The sequence below is a fragment of the Aeromonas sp. 604282 genome (assembly GCF_049170575.1).
GTDB classification, from domain to species: Bacteria; Pseudomonadota; Gammaproteobacteria; order Enterobacterales; family Aeromonadaceae; genus Aeromonas; species Aeromonas veronii_A.
The window spans coordinates 94,831-110,662 of sequence record NZ_JAAKMV010000010.1 but is presented as its reverse complement, the minus strand read 5'-3'; the positions used below and the strand labels follow the sequence as shown (position 1 = coordinate 110,662).

Annotated in this window: 15 protein-coding genes; 8 read left to right on the top strand and 7 right to left on the bottom strand. The window is 60.6% G+C overall.

Features of this window, described 5'->3' with window-relative positions; translation table 11 throughout:
• Nucleotides 1-86: 86 nt before the first annotated feature.
• Nucleotides 87-629, bottom strand: coding sequence for a cupin domain-containing protein (locus G5367_RS13310; RefSeq protein WP_042012327.1), 543 nt, complete (start codon nucleotides 627-629; stop codon nucleotides 87-89).
• A gap of 186 nt (nucleotides 630-815) precedes the next feature.
• Here G5367_RS13310 and G5367_RS13305 point away from each other — a divergent pair, with 186 nt between their 5' ends.
• From G5367_RS13305 to G5367_RS13280, 6 genes are all read left to right on the top strand, one after another.
• The gene (locus G5367_RS13305) at nucleotides 816-2,147 is read left to right on the top strand and encodes an aspartate aminotransferase family protein (protein ID WP_216952313.1); all 1,332 of its coding nucleotides are present in this window, start codon (nucleotides 816-818) and stop codon (nucleotides 2,145-2,147) included.
• Nucleotides 2,148-2,228: 81 nt separating this feature from the next.
• Nucleotides 2,229-3,725, top strand: coding sequence for a CoA-acylating methylmalonate-semialdehyde dehydrogenase (locus G5367_RS13300; protein ID WP_421206309.1), 1,497 nt, complete (start codon nucleotides 2,229-2,231; stop codon nucleotides 3,723-3,725).
• An 86-nt stretch (nucleotides 3,726-3,811) separates the two neighbouring features.
• Complete coding sequence (locus tag G5367_RS13295) at nucleotides 3,812-4,540, top strand: glutamine amidotransferase-related protein (protein WP_216952309.1); 729 nt, start codon at nucleotides 3,812-3,814, stop codon at nucleotides 4,538-4,540.
• A 155-nt stretch (nucleotides 4,541-4,695) separates the two neighbouring features.
• The gene (locus G5367_RS13290) at nucleotides 4,696-5,667 is read left to right on the top strand and encodes a LysR substrate-binding domain-containing protein (protein ID WP_033114758.1); all 972 of its coding nucleotides are present in this window, start codon (nucleotides 4,696-4,698) and stop codon (nucleotides 5,665-5,667) included.
• A gap of 106 nt (nucleotides 5,668-5,773) precedes the next feature.
• Nucleotides 5,774-6,613, top strand: a complete 840-nt coding sequence (locus G5367_RS13285; protein WP_216952307.1) for a PfkB family carbohydrate kinase — start codon at nucleotides 5,774-5,776, stop codon at nucleotides 6,611-6,613.
• A gap of 378 nt (nucleotides 6,614-6,991) precedes the next feature.
• Nucleotides 6,992-7,444: an Rrf2 family transcriptional regulator gene (locus G5367_RS13280; RefSeq protein ID WP_005341983.1), complete on the top strand. Its 453-nt coding sequence runs from the start codon at nucleotides 6,992-6,994 to the stop codon at nucleotides 7,442-7,444.
• 59 nt (nucleotides 7,445-7,503) lie between these two features.
• Here G5367_RS13280 and G5367_RS13275 read toward each other — a convergent pair whose 3' ends face one another.
• Nucleotides 7,504-8,025 (bottom strand): ferredoxin-type protein NapF, encoded by a 522-nt coding sequence (locus tag G5367_RS13275; RefSeq protein ID WP_216979892.1) that lies wholly within the window; start codon nucleotides 8,023-8,025, stop codon nucleotides 7,504-7,506.
• A gap of 140 nt (nucleotides 8,026-8,165) precedes the next feature.
• Between G5367_RS13275 and G5367_RS13270 the strand changes: the two genes are divergently transcribed.
• Both G5367_RS13270 and rmuC read left to right on the top strand, forming a co-directional pair.
• Nucleotides 8,166-8,381 (top strand): hypothetical protein, encoded by a 216-nt coding sequence (locus G5367_RS13270; protein ID WP_216979893.1) that lies wholly within the window; start codon nucleotides 8,166-8,168, stop codon nucleotides 8,379-8,381.
• Nucleotides 8,378-9,718 (top strand): DNA recombination protein RmuC, encoded by a 1,341-nt coding sequence (rmuC, locus tag G5367_RS13265; protein WP_421244909.1) that lies wholly within the window; start codon nucleotides 8,378-8,380, stop codon nucleotides 9,716-9,718. The genes G5367_RS13270 and rmuC overlap by 4 nt, the downstream gene beginning before the upstream one ends.
• Before the next feature lie 151 nt (nucleotides 9,719-9,869).
• On the opposite strand, the gene add is transcribed toward rmuC, so the two are convergent.
• The 5 genes from add to glnA all read right to left on the bottom strand — a co-directional run bounded on the left by add (nucleotide 9,870) and on the right by glnA (nucleotide 15,682).
• Nucleotides 9,870-10,871 (bottom strand): adenosine deaminase, encoded by a 1,002-nt coding sequence (gene add / locus G5367_RS13260; protein ID WP_421244910.1) that lies wholly within the window; start codon nucleotides 10,869-10,871, stop codon nucleotides 9,870-9,872.
• Between the two features lie 140 nt (nucleotides 10,872-11,011).
• Complete coding sequence (glnG, locus tag G5367_RS13255) at nucleotides 11,012-12,430, bottom strand: nitrogen regulation protein NR(I) (RefSeq protein WP_041209491.1); 1,419 nt, start codon at nucleotides 12,428-12,430, stop codon at nucleotides 11,012-11,014.
• Nucleotides 12,431-12,439: 9 nt separating this feature from the next.
• A complete protein-coding gene (glnL, locus tag G5367_RS13250; RefSeq protein ID WP_005339668.1) occupies nucleotides 12,440-13,495 on the bottom strand; it encodes a nitrogen regulation protein NR(II) in 1,056 nt (351 codons plus the stop codon).
• An 80-nt stretch (nucleotides 13,496-13,575) separates the two neighbouring features.
• A complete protein-coding gene (locus G5367_RS13245; protein ID WP_100647086.1) occupies nucleotides 13,576-14,157 on the bottom strand; it encodes a DUF4124 domain-containing protein in 582 nt (193 codons plus the stop codon).
• Between the two features lie 115 nt (nucleotides 14,158-14,272).
• Entirely contained in the window at nucleotides 14,273-15,682 is a 1,410-nt protein-coding gene (gene glnA, locus G5367_RS13240; protein ID WP_005339672.1) for a glutamate--ammonia ligase, read from the bottom strand.
• Between the last annotated feature and the right edge of the window lie 150 nt (nucleotides 15,683-15,832).

Sequence of the window (15,832 nt, the reverse complement as noted above, 5' to 3'; positions counted from 1 at the left end):
CAATATGCTAAACATCCTGCCACTTGTAAATCCATTTTGTAACAATTCATTAAACATTGGCGGCTGGCTGGCCCCTTATCACCCTGTTAGAAACTGGCGGGGGTATTGGCCGAAATCAATACGCACTCCTGCTCGCCCACATTGCGAAAACGGTGAGGAGTGCGGCTGTCGAAGTAGTAGCCGTCCCCCGGTGTCAGCAGGTAGATCTGCTCACCCACGGTCACTTCAACCTCGCCCTTGATGACGATGCCGCACTCTTCACCCTCGTGGCTCAGCATGTCGTCGCCAGTGTCGGCGCCCGGTGGCAGCACCTCCTGCAACATGCCGATGGCACGGTTGGCACGGCTGTGGCCCACCAGCCGGTAGCTAATGGGGTGAGTGCCGAGATCCGGCATATCGGCGGCGCGAAAGATCACTTCGGAGTCCATTTCGGTCTCGTCAGTAAAGAAGCTGGCCAGTGACATGGGGATCCCTTCCAGCACCTTGCGCAGGGAGGCAACTGACGGGCTCACCTGATTCTTTTCGATCTGGGAGATGAATCCGTTGGTCACGCCCGAGCGTTTGGCCAGCTCGCGCTGGGAGAGGGCCGCCTTGGTGCGAACCGCCTTGAGACGGTGACCGATATCCATCGATAGACACTCCTTGACTGTTTACTATTATTAAATTTGTGTTAAATATCTTATACCACCCTGTAGAGTAATCTAGCTAGGGGTGGCATCAGACAGGGCGATAATGAGCCCTTTTTTATGGATTCAGGTGTTTAATTTAATAGGCAATGGCCAATAGTTGCTAAACACCTTAAGGATGAGGTGACCATGAAACCGATCAGCGACATCAATACCCCCTCCGACATGTCCGCCTTCTGGATGCCGTTCACCGCCAACCAGCAGTTCAAGGCGGCGCCGCGCATCCTGAAGTCGGCGGAGGGGATGTATTATCACTCAGAGGATGGCCGCAAGATACTGGATGGCACTGCCGGACTCTGGTGTTGCAACGCGGGCCATGGTCGGCGCGAGATTGCCGAGGCGGTCTCCCAGCAGATTTCCCACCTCGATTTCGCCCCCACTTTCCAGATGGGCCACCCGTTGCCGTTCGAGCTGGCCAACCGGCTGGTGGAGATCGCTCCCCAGGGCTTTGGCCATGTCTTCTATACCAACTCCGGCTCAGAGTCGGTCGATACCGCGCTCAAAATCGCACTGGCCTGGCAGCGGGCTCGCGGTCAGGGCACCCGCACCCGGCTGATTGGTCGCGAGCGGGGTTATCACGGGGTTGGCTTTGGCGGCATCTCGGTGGGGGGCATTCCTGGCAATCGCAAGTGGTTTGGCTCCCTGCTGACCGGGGTGGATCATTTGCCCCATACCCTCAACATCGCCAAAAATGCCTTCACCAAAGGGTTGCCTGAGGAGGATGTGGCGCTGGCCGACGAGCTGGAAAAGATCGTCTTTCTGCACGATGCCAGCAATATCGCGGCGGTGATCGTCGAGCCCATCGCTGGCAGTACCGGCGTGCTTATGCCGCCCAAAGGCTATCTCAAGCGGCTGCGGGAGATCTGTACCAAACACGGCATCCTGCTGATTTTTGACGAGGTGATCACCGGTTTCGGTCGTCTTGGCTCCCCCTTTGCCGCACAGGAGTTCGATGTCATCCCCGACATGATCACCTGCGCCAAGGGGCTCACCAACGGCGCTATCCCCATGGGAGCTGTGCTGGTGCAAAAGCATATTTATGACGACATGATGGCGGCAGGCAAAGGAGCCATCGAGCTGTTCCATGGTTACACCTACTCTGGTCATCCGGTGGCTGCTGCTGCGGGTCTGGCGACCCTCGAGATCTATCGCAACGAGAACCTGCTTAGCCGCGCCGCGGATCTGGCGGGCTACTGGGAGGAGGCGGCCCATTCGCTGAAGGGCTGCAAGCATGTGAAGGATGTGCGCAACTACGGGCTGGTGGCCGGTATCGAACTTGAATCCATGCCGGATGCGCCGGGCAAGCGCGCCTATGAGGTGTTTGTCCGCTGCTTCGAGAAGGGGGCGCTGATCAGGGTGACCGGCGACATCATCGCCCTGTCGCCACCCCTCATCATCGAGCGCAGCCAGATCGATGATCTCTTCACCCTGCTGCAGGATGCCCTGCAGGCACAACCCTAACCCATTTGATGGCCCCGCGCTGGCGGGGCCTTGCGTTGTCTTGTTCAGCGCAATCACCACATCAATTATCACGGAGGATACATGACATACAGGGTCAGCAACTTCATCAACGGCCAGCCGCAGGAGAGTCGTAGCGAGCGCCAGGGCGCCATCTTCAACCCAGCCTGCGGCAAGCAGCAGGGGAGCGTCGGGCTTTCCAGCGCCGCCGAGTGTCAGGAGGCGATCGCCATCGCCGAGCGTGCCTTTGCCGACTGGTCGCAAACCCCGCCGCTGGTGCGGGCTCGGGTCTTTTTCCGCTTCAAAGAGTTGATGGAGCAGCACAGGGACGAGCTTGCCCAGCTCATCAGCCGCGAACACGGCAAGGTCTTCTCCGATGCGCAGGGTGAGTTGACCCGAGGGCTGGAGGTGGTGGAGTTTGCCTGCGGCATTCCCCATCTGCTCAAGGGGGAGCACTCCCTCAACGTCGGCCGTGGGGTAGACAGCTACTCCATGATGCAGCCGGTCGGGGTCTGCGCCGGCATCACCCCGTTCAACTTCCCGGCCATGGTGCCGCTCTGGATGTTCCCGGTCGCCATCGCCTGCGGCAACACCTTCATTCTCAAACCCTCCGAGAAGGATCCCTCTCTCTCGCTGCGGATGGCCGAGCTGCTCAAGGAGGCCGGTCTGCCGGACGGCGTGCTCAACGTGGTGAACGGTGACAAGGAGGTGGTGGATGTGCTGCTGACCGACCCGCGAGTAGGTGCCGTGTCGTTTGTCGGTTCCACCCCCATCGCCCAGTACATCTATGCCACCGCCTCGGCCCACGGCAAACGGGTGCAGGCGTTGGGCGGCGCCAAGAATCACATGGTGGTGATGCCGGATGCGGATCTCGATCAGGCGGTCTCTGCCCTGATGGGGGCCGCTTATGGGGCCGCGGGCGAGCGCTGCATGGCCATTTCGGTAGCCGTGGTAGTGGGTGACGAGACCGCCGATGCCTTGGTAGCCAAACTGAAACCGCTCGTTGAGAAGCTGCGGGTGGGCCCGGGGCTGGGCCAGAGCCCGGAAAACGAGATGGGGCCGCTTATCAGCAAGGAGCATCTGGCCAAGGTGCGCGGTTATGTGGATCAGGGGGTGGCCGAAGGGGCCGCGCTGCGAGTCGATGGTCGCACGCTGAGCCACGACGAGGGTTACTTTATCGGTGGCTGCCTGTTTGACGAGGTGACCCCCGAGATGCGCATCTATCGCGAGGAGATCTTCGGCCCCGTGCTCTCCATCGTGCGGGTGCCGGACTACGAGACGGCGCTGCGACTCATCAATGAACATGAGTACGGCAATGGCACCGCCATCTTTACCTGCGACGGCGACACCGCGCGGGACTTCACGGCGCGGGTACAGGTCGGTATGGTAGGGGTGAACGTTCCCATTCCGGTGCCGATGGCGTTTCACAGCTTTGGCGGCTGGAAGCGCTCCATCTTCGGGCCGCTCAACATGCACGGGCCGGATGGGGTTCGCTTTTATACCCGGATGAAGACGGTGACGGCGCGCTGGCCCCAGAGCCTGCGCAGTGGTGCCGAATTCTCCATGCCAACCATGAAGTGATGAGCCCAGGGCTCACCACCATGATTTAATTCTCTTGCCCCCGCAGATCGCTGGTCTGCGGGGGCACTTCTGTAAAGGAGCAACAGATGCGATTGGGAATTCTCGATTGTGACCGGCTGGATCCCGATCTGGCGGATCGTTTTGGCCCCGTCTACTCCGAGATGTTTATCAGGGGGTTTCAGCCGCTGGCACCCGAGCTGGAGTTTCGGGTCTGGTCAGCCATCGATGGGGAGCTGCCGGAGGATCTGCACGAGTGCGATGCCTGGCTCATCACCGGCTCGCGCCACGATGCCTATAGCGATATCCCTTGGATCAAGGCGTTGCGTGGCTGGATCCGTCGGGCCCATGATGCCGACGTCAAGCTGGCCGGGATTTGTTTTGGTCATCAGGTGATCGCCCAGGCGCTGGGGGGCGAGGTGGTGAAGTCTACCAAGGGGTGGGGGCTGGGAGTGTCGGTGCACCCCATGTTGGCTGATGAGCCCTGGATGGCGCCGTCTCGTGATCAGATCCGTATTCTGGCCAGTCATCAGGATCAGGTGGCCCTGCTGCCCCCCGGAGCGACCCGGCTGGCGGGCAACGATTTTTGCCCCAACTTCATGTTCCTGCAGGGGAACAACATAGTTGCCATTCAGGGACATCCGGAATTTTCGGTGGAGTACAACCGGGCGCTGATCGAGCGGCGCCGTGGCCTGCTGCCCGACGAGCGTTACCAGAGCAGCCTCTCCTCGCTGGAGGGGGAGGTGGATTCGACCACCATGATGCAGTGGTTGCTGCAGTTTTTGGGGATCCTGCCGCTGCGGGCTGGCGCGGCCTGAGTGCGGTTTGTCAGCGACCCCCTTCGGGTGCTAGATTTTGTAGCAAAATGAAGGATCAAGCGCTGCGATGTCGGGATCGGATGATACACTGGCCGCCCTTTGTGGCGGCCTGTTTGTCTGGCGTGATCGCCGCACCAGCTTGAGAGGGTGAAGCCTTGAAACTACAGCAATTGAAGTACTTGATCGCGATCCGGGACCACAACCTCAACGTCTCGGTGGCGTCCGATGCGCTCTATACCAGCCAGCCCGGGGTCAGCAAGCAGATTGGCCTGTTGGAGAGCGAGCTGGGAGTGCGGATCTTCGAGCGCCGTGGCAAGCATCTGCACCGCATTACCCCGGTAGGCGAGGAGATCATCAAGTGTGCCGAGGCGATGCTCAACATCGAGAGCAAGATCAAGGCGATCTCCCGCGAGTATCTGGATCCGACCGTTGGCACCCTCAACATCCACACTACCCACACCATCGCCCGCTATCTGCTGCCCAAATCGGTTACCTACTTCACCAAGAAGTACCCCAAGATCTCGTTCCACCTCCATCCGGTGATGTCGGCGAGCAAGGAGCAGATCAGCAAGGGTTACTCCGATTTCTCCATCGTTGCCCACGAAATTGGCTTCGACAAGGAGCTGATCGCGTTGCCCGCCTACCTTTGGACCCTCTCGCTGGTGGTGCCGCAGGATCACCCGCTGGCCAAGGTGAAGAAGCCGACGCTGGAGCAGCTCTGCCACTACCCCATCCTCAGTTACGAGAGCGGTGCCACCGGTCGGCAGGTGCAGGACGAGGTGTTTCAGGCGGCGGGGCTGACCCCGAGCTACTACATGACGGTAATGGATGCCGGAGTGATCAAGCGCTATGTGGAGCTGGGCTTTGGCATCGGCATCATCTCCTCGCTGGTGGCCAACGACACCGACAGCCCCGGGCTGGTCTCCATCAATCTGGAGCACCTGTTCAAGCCCTGCCCGGCCCAGATCTGCTTCAGCAAGAGCATCCTGCTGCAGAACTACATGTATGACTTCATCAGCTCCTTCTCGCCCCACCTCACCAAGGAGGTGATCCAGAGCGTGATGCAGCAGCCGACCCAGGCGCGCATCGACGAGCTGCTGGCCGGGGTGGAGCTGCCCATCTATTGATCCTGATCGGATTCCCGATCGCTGCCGGTTGTCTCTTCTGTCAGGCTGGGCTCTACTCGGGGTTCAGCCTGTCTCTTTTGGGCTATATCCATCGTCCGAGGTCTCTATGTCCCGTATTCTGCTGCTTGCCAATCTCAACTGTGATCATGTGCTCTCCCTCTCCGAGCCGCTGGTGGCGGGGGCCCGGCTGCAATACGTGGATCAGGGACGCAGGCTGGGAGGTGGTGCCGCCAATACCGGCATCGGGCTGGTGTGGGCGGGTCACGAGGTGACCATTGCCTCACGCATCGGGCTGGACGAGACCGGCGACTGGCTGCTGGAGCAGGCGGCCGGTTACGGGCTGGATTGCAGCCATGTGGAGCGCTTTGGCGGCGAGACCGGCGAGTTGCTGATCCTGGTTGACTCCACCGGCGAGCGCACCATACTTCGCCGTCCCCGTCGTCCCGATCTGCCCGGTGATCTGCCACAGGAGGGGATCGACTGCCTCTACGTGAACTATCCCGGCACCGCCATCATCAGCTACATGCGCCAGATGCTCGGCAAGAGCTTCGTGGTGGCCCAGTATCCCAAGGGCGGCCAAGCGCGCCGTCCCTGCCATGTGCTGGTGGCCTCCCGCTCCGATCTCGGCGAGGTGAGCGACCCCTGGCAACATGCCCGCCAGTTGGCGGGGGATCAGCTCGAATGGTTGGTGTTGACCGAAGGCAAGGCGGGCGCAGTGGCCATCCATGGCGAGGAGCAGATCAGGGTCGCCGCCCGGCCGGTTTCAGTGGTTGATACCACGGGGGCAGGGGATGCTTTCGCTGGCGGCTTGATCCATGGTCTGGCACGAGGCATGGCGATCAAGGATGCGTTGCAGTGTGCGGTGGACTGGGGCGCGTTTGCCGTCGCCTCCGAGAGTTCCATCCCCTCGGTCGCGCTGAAAAACTGGCTGAAACAGCCCCACTGAACCACCTCTCTACTGGTCGATTGAGGGGCGGTTCGCAGGCCATATGACTGCTGGTCGAAGGGGCTTGACGAGGGGGACTATTCGGGAGATTTACCCGCCATAAAGCGGGCAAACGCCCGGCTAACCCGGCAAGTTTGCGATCAATCAAAGAAAGTGTCGATTTATGTGCATCTTCATCGACACCCGGTTGTGCTGCTCTTAACCTGTGACTCCGCAACTCAGATTAAGAGACAGGCCCACCCTCTGGCGAACCAATGGCGAACCAATGGCGAACCAATGGCGAACCAATGGCGAACAGAGGCAAACCGGTTGTCTCCTGCCTCTTAGCTCAATGTTGTCGTCCTGATTCCTGGCTTGTAGTAAGAGGCAAGTGCGACCATGCAACTGACACGATTTACCGACTACGCCCTGCGTACCCTGACCTTCCTGGCGGTGCAGCCGGGCGATCGCCTGTCGACCATTACCGAAGTGGCCGATACCTTCGGCATCTCTCGCAACCACGTGGTCAAGATAGTGCACCAGCTCGGCATCAAGGGGTACATCGAGACGGTGCGTGGCAAGCACGGTGGCATCCGCCTCGGTCGCTCCGCGGTCTCCATCAACCTGCGCGATGTGGTGATGGACATGGAGCACGTGCTCTGTCCGGTCGACTGCAAGCGCGAGAACTGCCGTCTCTCCGGTGGCTGCCGCATTCAGGGCATTTTGCGCCGCGCCATGAACGCCTTCCTCGAAGTGCTGGGTGAGTACACCCTGGCTGATGCGGTGCGCGACCCGACCCGTCTCTGTCACCTGCTGGGCATTGAGCAGGAGTCCATTCTGGCGATGGCCTGACCGGCAGAAAACAAGAACAGATATAAAAGCAAAAGGGGCCTGCTGGCCCCTTTTGCTTTTCAGCGACTACCCGGCTGGCGGATCAGGGTGATGGCGCCGTGCAGACAGGCTAGGCCGCAGGCACCGCAGCCATTGCAGGCATCCATATTGACGTTGATGCCGTCGGCGGTGGCCTTGATCGCCTGCTGGGGGCAGGCATCTTCACAGAGCAGGCAGTAGAAGCCCTGCCGTGCCTGACAGCTCTCCTCGATCTGGACCCGGGTCTGCACCTGACGACCCAGTTGCAGGTCGAGGGCGCCGGTGGGACAGGCTCTGGCGCAGCTGCCGCAGTAGCTGCACTGACCGCATGAGAGGTCGAGCACCGGCGTACCGGAGATCGGGGTGTCGTCGTATTCGGGCTGGCTGGCCGGTTTGAGCAGACCGCGCGGGCAGGCCTTGAAACACTCGCCGCAGCGGCTGCAGAGGGAGAGGTACTGGGACTCCTCGATGGCCCACGGCGGGCGCGCTTCATGGCAAACCACGGCGGGCTTGCGGGAAGCTTGCCAACCTTGTGTCAGCCAACGGAGGAAATAGTGAGTCATGCTCGCCCCTGATACCTATTAGGGGTTAATTTTATCGAAGTTTCGGCAAGCAGGCCAGAGAATAGCGGCCGCCAGGATCGCAAGGGCTGTTGCCCTTGTGTAAGCTAGGCGGGTCTTTTTACGTGGTTGAATGAAAACATATGTGGCTATTTCTCTGGCGTGCGTCCCTGCTCTATATCTTTCCCCTGCTGATGTGGGGCTACTGCCGCATCAAGGGCATCGAGTTCGCCGAGCTCGATACCGGGGTCAACAGCCACAAGTGGGTGGTGCTGGCCGCTTACCTTCTCTATGTGGTGCTCTGGGTCTTGGTTAACCGCTATCTCGAACTCTTCCTGCGTCAGCGGAGCCGCAAATGATCGACCCCGGACTCTGGATCATCCTGCTGCCCGCGGTCCTTTTGGCTCTCGGACTTGGCTGGCTGATCGGGCGGCGGGCAGCCACGGCGCGGGCTCAGGAGTTGCTGCTGGCACAGGAGCGTTATCAGGCACTGCAGGAGCGTTTTGACGAAATGCAGGATGAGCGGCAACAGGGGCAGCAGAAGCTGGATCAGCAGCAGACCCTGCTCATCAAGCTCACCGCCCGTCTCAAGGATGCAGAAGCTACCCTGCGCAGCGAGCGGCTGGCTGCCGCGGAGAAGCTGCAACTGCAACAGGAGGCTGAGCAGCGCCTCAGTCAGCAGTTCGAGAACCTCGCCAACCGGATCTTCGAGCAAAACTCCGGCAACTTCCGTGAATTGAACCAAAACAGTCTCGATCTGCTGCTTACTCCGCTCAAGGAGCAGCTCGAGGGCTTTCGCCGTCAGGTGGGGGAGACCCATGCTCAGGAGACGGCCCAGCGCCACAGTCTCAAGTTCGAGCTGGAGCGCCTCGCCGAGCTCAATGCCCGCATGACCGAAGAGGCGGCGGCGCTGACCCGCGCCCTCAAGGGCGACAGCAAGCAGCAGGGCAACTGGGGGGAAGTGGTGCTGGCTCGGATCCTCAGCGAATGCGGCCTGCGCGAGGGCCATGAGTACCACACCCAGGTCAATATCGAGGTGGAGAAGGGCAAGCGCTACCAACCCGACGTGATCGTCCACCTGCCGCAAGAGAAAGACATCATCATCGACGCCAAGGTGTCGCTGACTGCCTACGAGCGCTGGTACAACGCCGAGGACGAACTGGAGAAGGCGGTGGCGCTCAAGGAGCACGTCGCCTCGGTGCGCAACCATATCCGCGAGCTGGGTCGCAAGGATTACCAGCAGTTGCCCGGTGTGCGTACCCTCGACTATGTGCTGATGTTCGTGGCGGTGGAGCCCGCCTTCCTCAGTGCGATGGAGGCCGATCCTTCGCTGGTGCGTTATGGTCTCGACAACAACATCCTGCTGGTGAGCCCCACCAATCTCATGGTGGCGCTGCGCACCATCGAGAACCTGTGGCGCTACGAGCGGCAGAACCAGAATGCCCGCCAGATTGCCGAACGGGCCGGTCGCCTCTACGAAAAGTTGCGGCTGTTTGTCGAGGAGATGCAGCAGATGGGCGGCAGCCTGCACAAGGCGCAGGAGAGCTACGACAAGGCGATGGGACGGCTGGTCAACGGCCGTGGCAACCTGATCGCTCAGGTCGAGCGTTTCCGCGAGCTGGGGGTGGAGGTAACCAAGAGCCTGCCCGAGCCGTTGGTTGAGCGGGCGCTGGAGCGTGATAAGGAGCGGGAGTAGTTTTTCCCCTTACAGCTATCAGCAAAAGGCCCAAACCCGGTTTGGGCCTTTTGTTATCTGCCAGCTCGCTTCGTGCTGACACATCATCAGAAATCTGCAAAGCAAACGGCCCACCGAAGTGGGCCGTTTTTATTTGCACTGCCGGTGTTAATCAGCGGCTGGCTGCGCGGGCGCTCAGTTCGGCTTTCTCGCTATCGCTCAGGAAGGCCAGGGTCAGGCCGTTCTGCTGGGCGGTGCGGATTTCGCTGGTGGTCATACCCGCGGCCGGAGCGGCCACTTCATATTCGTGGGGCAGGTCGATCCCTTCCACCGCCGGGTCGTCGGTGTTGAGGCAGGCCAGCACGCCGGCAGCCAAGAACTGGCGGATCGGGTGTTCGGTCAGGCTCGCCACCGTGGTGGTCTGGACGTTGGAGGTGAGGCAGGATTCGATGCCGATGCGATGCTCGGCCAGATAGGCCATCAGGGCCGGATCCTGAATCGCTTTGACACCGTGGCCGATACGCTCGGCACCCAGCTCGCGAATGGCCTGCCACATGCTCTCGGGGCCAGCCGCCTCACCGGCGTGTACGGTGACGCGCATGCCTGCGTCGCGCACCTTGCGGAAGTGGTCGACAAAGAGTTCCCCCGGGAAGCCCAGCTCGTCACCGGCCAGATCGATGGCGACCAGCTTGTCGCGGTGGGCCAGACAGGCTGCCAGCTCCTGATTGCACTGCTCGGTGCCGAAGGTGCGGCTCATGATGCCGATCAGGTTGGCCTTGATGCCGAAGTCACGGCTGCCCGCGGCCACACCGTCGATGATGGCTTCCACCACACCCTGCGGGTGCAGCTTGTGGGCCATCGCCATATAGGCCGGGCTGAAGCGCAGCTCGGCATAGTCGATACCGGCGCGCAGCAGATCTTCCACGTTTTCGTAGGCAACCCGGCGGCAGGCGTCATAGTTGGCCAGCACGGCCACACCCCAGTCCAGCTTCTTCAGGAAGGCGACCAGACTTGGCTCGTTCTCGACGATCTGTACGTGAGGGCGCAGTGCCTCCAGCTCGAAGGCGGGCAGCTGAATATTGTGTTGGCGACCCAGCTCGAGGATGGTTTGCGGACGGATGTTGCCGTCCAGATGGCGGTGCAGGTCGGTCAGGGGGAGAGATCTGTCAATCATGATGGCGCCTTCTTCGAGTCGGGTTTGAAAGCCTGCCATTCTAGGCGGGGCTTTCAAAAAAGATACCCCGTTTACGGTTAAACGGGGTTCTGGCGGGTGGTGATTTGTCAGGGCGTGATGGGAATCGTTTTCCCCGGGACTCAGGAGAGATCGAGTTCCTTCAGCTTGCGGGTCAGGGTGTTGCGACCCCAGCCAAGCAGGCGGGCGGCCTCCTGCTTGTGGCCGTGGGTATGTTCCAGCGCTGTCTCCAGCATGATCCGTTCGAACTGGGGCATGGCATCGGCCAGGATGTCGGTCTCTCCCAGCGCCAGCTTGCTGGCCACCCACTCCTGCAATTGCTGCTGCCAGCAACCGGGCAACGCCGGTTGACCCGGCTCGGCGTTGTGGGTGATGGGGGTAAGCAGCTCGGGGGGAAGATCGCTCACCAGCACCTCCTGCCCGGAGGCCATCACGGTGAGCCAGCGGCAGACGTTCTCCAGCTGGCGCACGTTACCCGGCCAGGGCAGGCGGCTGATATAGGCCTGAGTATCCGGATGCAGGCTCTTGGCCTCCACGTTCAGCTCCTTGGCGGCGCGCAGCAGGAAGTGACGGGCCAGCTGGGGAATATCCTCACGGCGCTCCTTGAGAGCGGGGATGTGGATGCGAATGACGTTGAGGCGGTGAAACAGATCCTCGCGAAACTCGCCATCGGCGACCCGCTTCTCCAGATTCTGGTGGGTGGCGGCAATGATCCGTACATCCACCTGCACTGGCTGGTGGCCGCCGACCCGGTAGAACTGGCCGTCGGCCAATACTCGCAGCAGCCGGGTTTGCACATCCAGCGGCATGTCGCCGATCTCGTCGAGAAACAGGGTACCACCGTCGGCTTGCTCGAAGCGGCCGTGGCGGATGTTATTGGCTCCGGTAAAGGCCCCCTTCTCGTGACCGAACAGCTCGGATTCGATGAGATCTTTGGGGATGGCTGCCATGTTGAGGGCGATGAAGTTTTTGTGGGCGCGCGGGCTGTGCTTGTGCAGCGCATGGGCGACCAGCTCCTTGCCGGTGCCGCTCTGGCCGTTGATCAGCACCGAGATGCTGGAGCGCGACAGGCGGCCGATGGCGCGGAACACCTCCTGCATCGCCGGTGCCTCGCCGATGATCTCCGGGGTGGCGGTGGCCTCTTGCTGACGAGACTTGCGTTTGGTGCGCTGCTCTTTGAGGTGATTCTCGGCGCGGCGCACCAGGGTCACCGCTTCGTCTATGTCGAATGGTTTGGGCAGGTACTCGAAGGCGCCTCGCTGGTAGGCGTTGACCGCGCTGTCGAGATCCGAGTGGGCGGTCATGATGATGATGGGCAGATCGGCCTGACGGCGGTGGATCTGCTCCAGCAGGCTCAAACCATCGATGCCGGGCATCCGGATATCGGAGAGGATCACATCGGGCGAGCGCAGCTCAAGGGCGTGCAGCAGGGCTTCGCCATCGGCAAAGCTCTCGCAGTTGAAGCCTTCGCTGCCGAGAGTGCGCTCCAGCACCCAGCGGATAGAACTGTCGTCATCGACGATCCACACTTTGGCGGTCATGGGGTTCCCTTACTTGCGAAGCGGTAGAAAAATGGTGAATTCGGTGTGGCCCGGCCAGCTGATGCAGTCAATCCGCCCCTTGTGTTGGTCGATCAGGTTCTGGGCGATGGAGAGGCCGAGCCCGGTTCCCCCCTCCTTGCCGGTGATCATCGGATAGAACAGGGTATCGCGAATGGCATCGGGAATGCCGGGGCCGTTGTCGATGATCTTGATCTCCGCCGCTAGCCGGTAGCGCTGACCGTGGATGGTGATCTGGAACGCGGTGCGGGTCTTGATGCGGATAAGCCCGGTCTGATCGCCCAGCGCTTCGGCAGCGTTGCGCACTATGTTGAGAAACGCCTGCTGTAGCTGATCCGGCTCCATCTCGAATTCGGGGATGCTGGGGTCGTAATCCCGCTCGATGCGAACAGAGAGGGGGAGTTCGAGCTCCACCAGTCGGCGTACTTGCTCCAGCACCGAATGGACATTGTGCATCTGGTGACGGCCGGGGCGCTGGGGGCCGAGCAGCCGATCGACCAGTACCCGCAGCCGATCGGCCTGTTCGATGATGATGCCGGTATATTCGCGAAGCGCCGGATCCGGCAGCTCTTTTTGCAGCAGCTGGGCCGCGCCGCGCAGGCCGCCGAGGGGATTCTTGATTTCGTGGGCCAGCCCGCGCACCAGCTCCTTGGCCGCCAGCTGCTGGGCATGTTGCTGCTGCTCCTGACTGATCTTCTTTTGCTGGTCGATCTTGCGCAGCTCCACGACCAGCAGACGCTGTTCGTGGTCTGCCATCGGGGTGGCGCTCAGCTCCACCAGTCGCGGTTCTCCTTCCACCACCAGGGTCACTTCGCTGTCGGTGAAACCTTGCCCTGAAACGAGGCACTGTTTCAGTCTTTGCAGGTCGAGGGAGATATGTTCCAGCAGATGGGGCAGTTCGATGCCGATCAGTCGGCGTTCGCTGAGGGAGAGCAGCTGTTCAGCCGCCGGGTTGACGAACTGGATGCAGAGCCGCTCATCCATCAGGATCACGGCGGTCAGCAAATTATCCAAGAGTGTTTTGGCGTTGTCCGAGCGGGTTGGCACAGGTTTCTCCCTAAAACGGTGCTACACACCAATTATGCACCCATATGGTGCATGGAGTTTACCCGCATCGGTGCGCTATATCACCCCTGGTTGGCTTTGGGGGTGGGTTTGGGTGCCGGCGTCACGGTCGCTCTATGCAGGTAAAAGGTGACTGGAGTGGATTTAGCAAGGATCGTACCGTCTTTGGCGAGCAGTTCTAGCTGAGCTTCGTGGGCACCGCGATCGACATTTTCGACCCGGATAGAGAGGCTGTTGCTAACGATGGGGGCTGCCTTGCCATCCAGAGTCAGGCGCACATCATACTGGGTTGGCGGTTTGGGGCTGATTTGACCCTGAAAGACGATATTGCCAGTGTTGTCGCGCAGGGTGCTGCCCTGTTCAGGGGAGAGCAGCTCGATCACCAGTTTGGCCGCCTCCTGCTCCTTCTTGGCGTCTGCGCCAGTCAGGCTGTTGAAGTTATCCACCTGCACCGAGCTGGGGGCGCTACCCAGCAGGGGGGCAGCCCGCAGATCCACCTCCTTTACGTTTTTGCCGGGAGGAGGGGCATCCGTGTAGTGGGTAATGCCATTGCCATCGACCCAAGAGTAGACCTTGGCCGCATGAGTACTGAAGGAGGTCAGTAACAGGAGGGTAATTGCTCCTATGCCATGTATCTTGTTCATTCGTCTCTCCTTGACGGTATTTTGCTTAATCCTATCAGAGAAAAAACCCGCCATCTGGCGGGTTTTGTCACGATTCGGCAAGCTGACCCAATCTAAATGGGCTGTCTGCTGCGATTTAGACGGAGTAGTACAGTTCGAACTCCAGCGGGTGCGGGGTCATGCGCACGCGGTCAACATCCTGCTGTTTCAGTTCCAGATAGGAGTTGATGAAGTCATCGCTGAACACGCCGCCACGGGTCAGGAACTCGCGGTCAGCATCCAGTGCGGCCAGGGCTTCGTCCAGAGAACCGGCAACGGTCGGCACTTCTGCGGCTTCTTCCGGCGGCAGGTCGTACAAGTTCTTGTCCATGGCATCGCCCGGATGGATCTTGTTGATGATACCGTCCAGACCGGCCATCAGCTGGGCCGCGAAGGCCAGGTACGGGTTGGCAGCCGGATCCGGGAAGCGTACTTCGATACGACGGGCTTTCGGGCTCGGTACCACCGGGATACGGATGGAGGCAGAGCGGTTGCGGGCAGAGTAAGCCAGCATGACCGGTGCTTCATAACCCGGAACCAGACGCTTGTAAGAGTTGGTGGTCGGGTTGGCGAAGGCGTTGATGGCCTTGGCGTGCTTGATGATACCGCCGATGTAGTGCAGCGCCATCTCGGACAGACCGCCGTACAGGTCACCAGCGAACAGGTTGACGCCGTTCTTGGCCAGAGACTGGTGGCAGTGCATGCCGGAGCCGTTGTCACCGAACATGGGTTTCGGCATGAAGGTGACAGTCTTGTTGTAGGCGTGAGCCACGTTGTGGATCACGTACTTCAGCACCTGTACTTCGTCCGCCTTCAGCGTGAGAGTATTGAAGCGGGTAGCGATCTCGTTCTGACCGGCAGTGGCCACTTCGTGGTGGTGAGCTTCAACGACCTGGCCCATCTCTTCCAGCACCAGACACATGGCGGCGCGGATATCCTGGGAAGAGTCGACCGGCGCAACCGGGAAGTAACCGCCTTTCACGAACGGACGGTGACCCTTGTTGCCATGCTCATAGGCAGTGCCGGAGTTCCATGCGGCTTCTTCAGATTCGATTTTCACGAAGCTGTGGCCCATGGTGTTGGAGAAGGTGATGTTGTCGAACATGAAGAATTCCGGCTCCGGCCCGAACAGCACGGTGTCAGCGATGCCGCTGGACTTCAGGAAATCTTCTGCACGCTTGGCGATGGAGCGCGGATCGCGGTCGTAGCCCTGCATGGTGGCAGGCTCCAGCACGTCACAAACGATGTTCAGGGTGGTCTCTTCGGTGAACGGGTCCAGCTTGGCGGAGGCTGCGTCCGGCATCAGTACCATGTCGGATTCGTTGATGCCCTTCCAGCCGCCGATGGAGGAGCCATCGAACATCTTGCCGTCTTCGAAGAAATCTTCATCAACCTGGTGAGCAGGGATGGATACGTGCTGCTCTTTACCCTTGGTGTCGGTAAAGCGCAGATCAACAAACTTGACTTCGTGTTCCTGGATCAGGGCCAAAACGTTCTGGGCTGACATGCTAAGTAACCTCCGGTGTTAAAACTCTCTGGGTGAATGCGTCGTCGTATTCACATAAGCCAGTATCGTGCCAAGTTTGTGACAGCTTGATTTCAGGGCAATCTCGCTGAAGAGGCTCCCCAAAATCAGGCGATCTCGACTCGCGTTGCA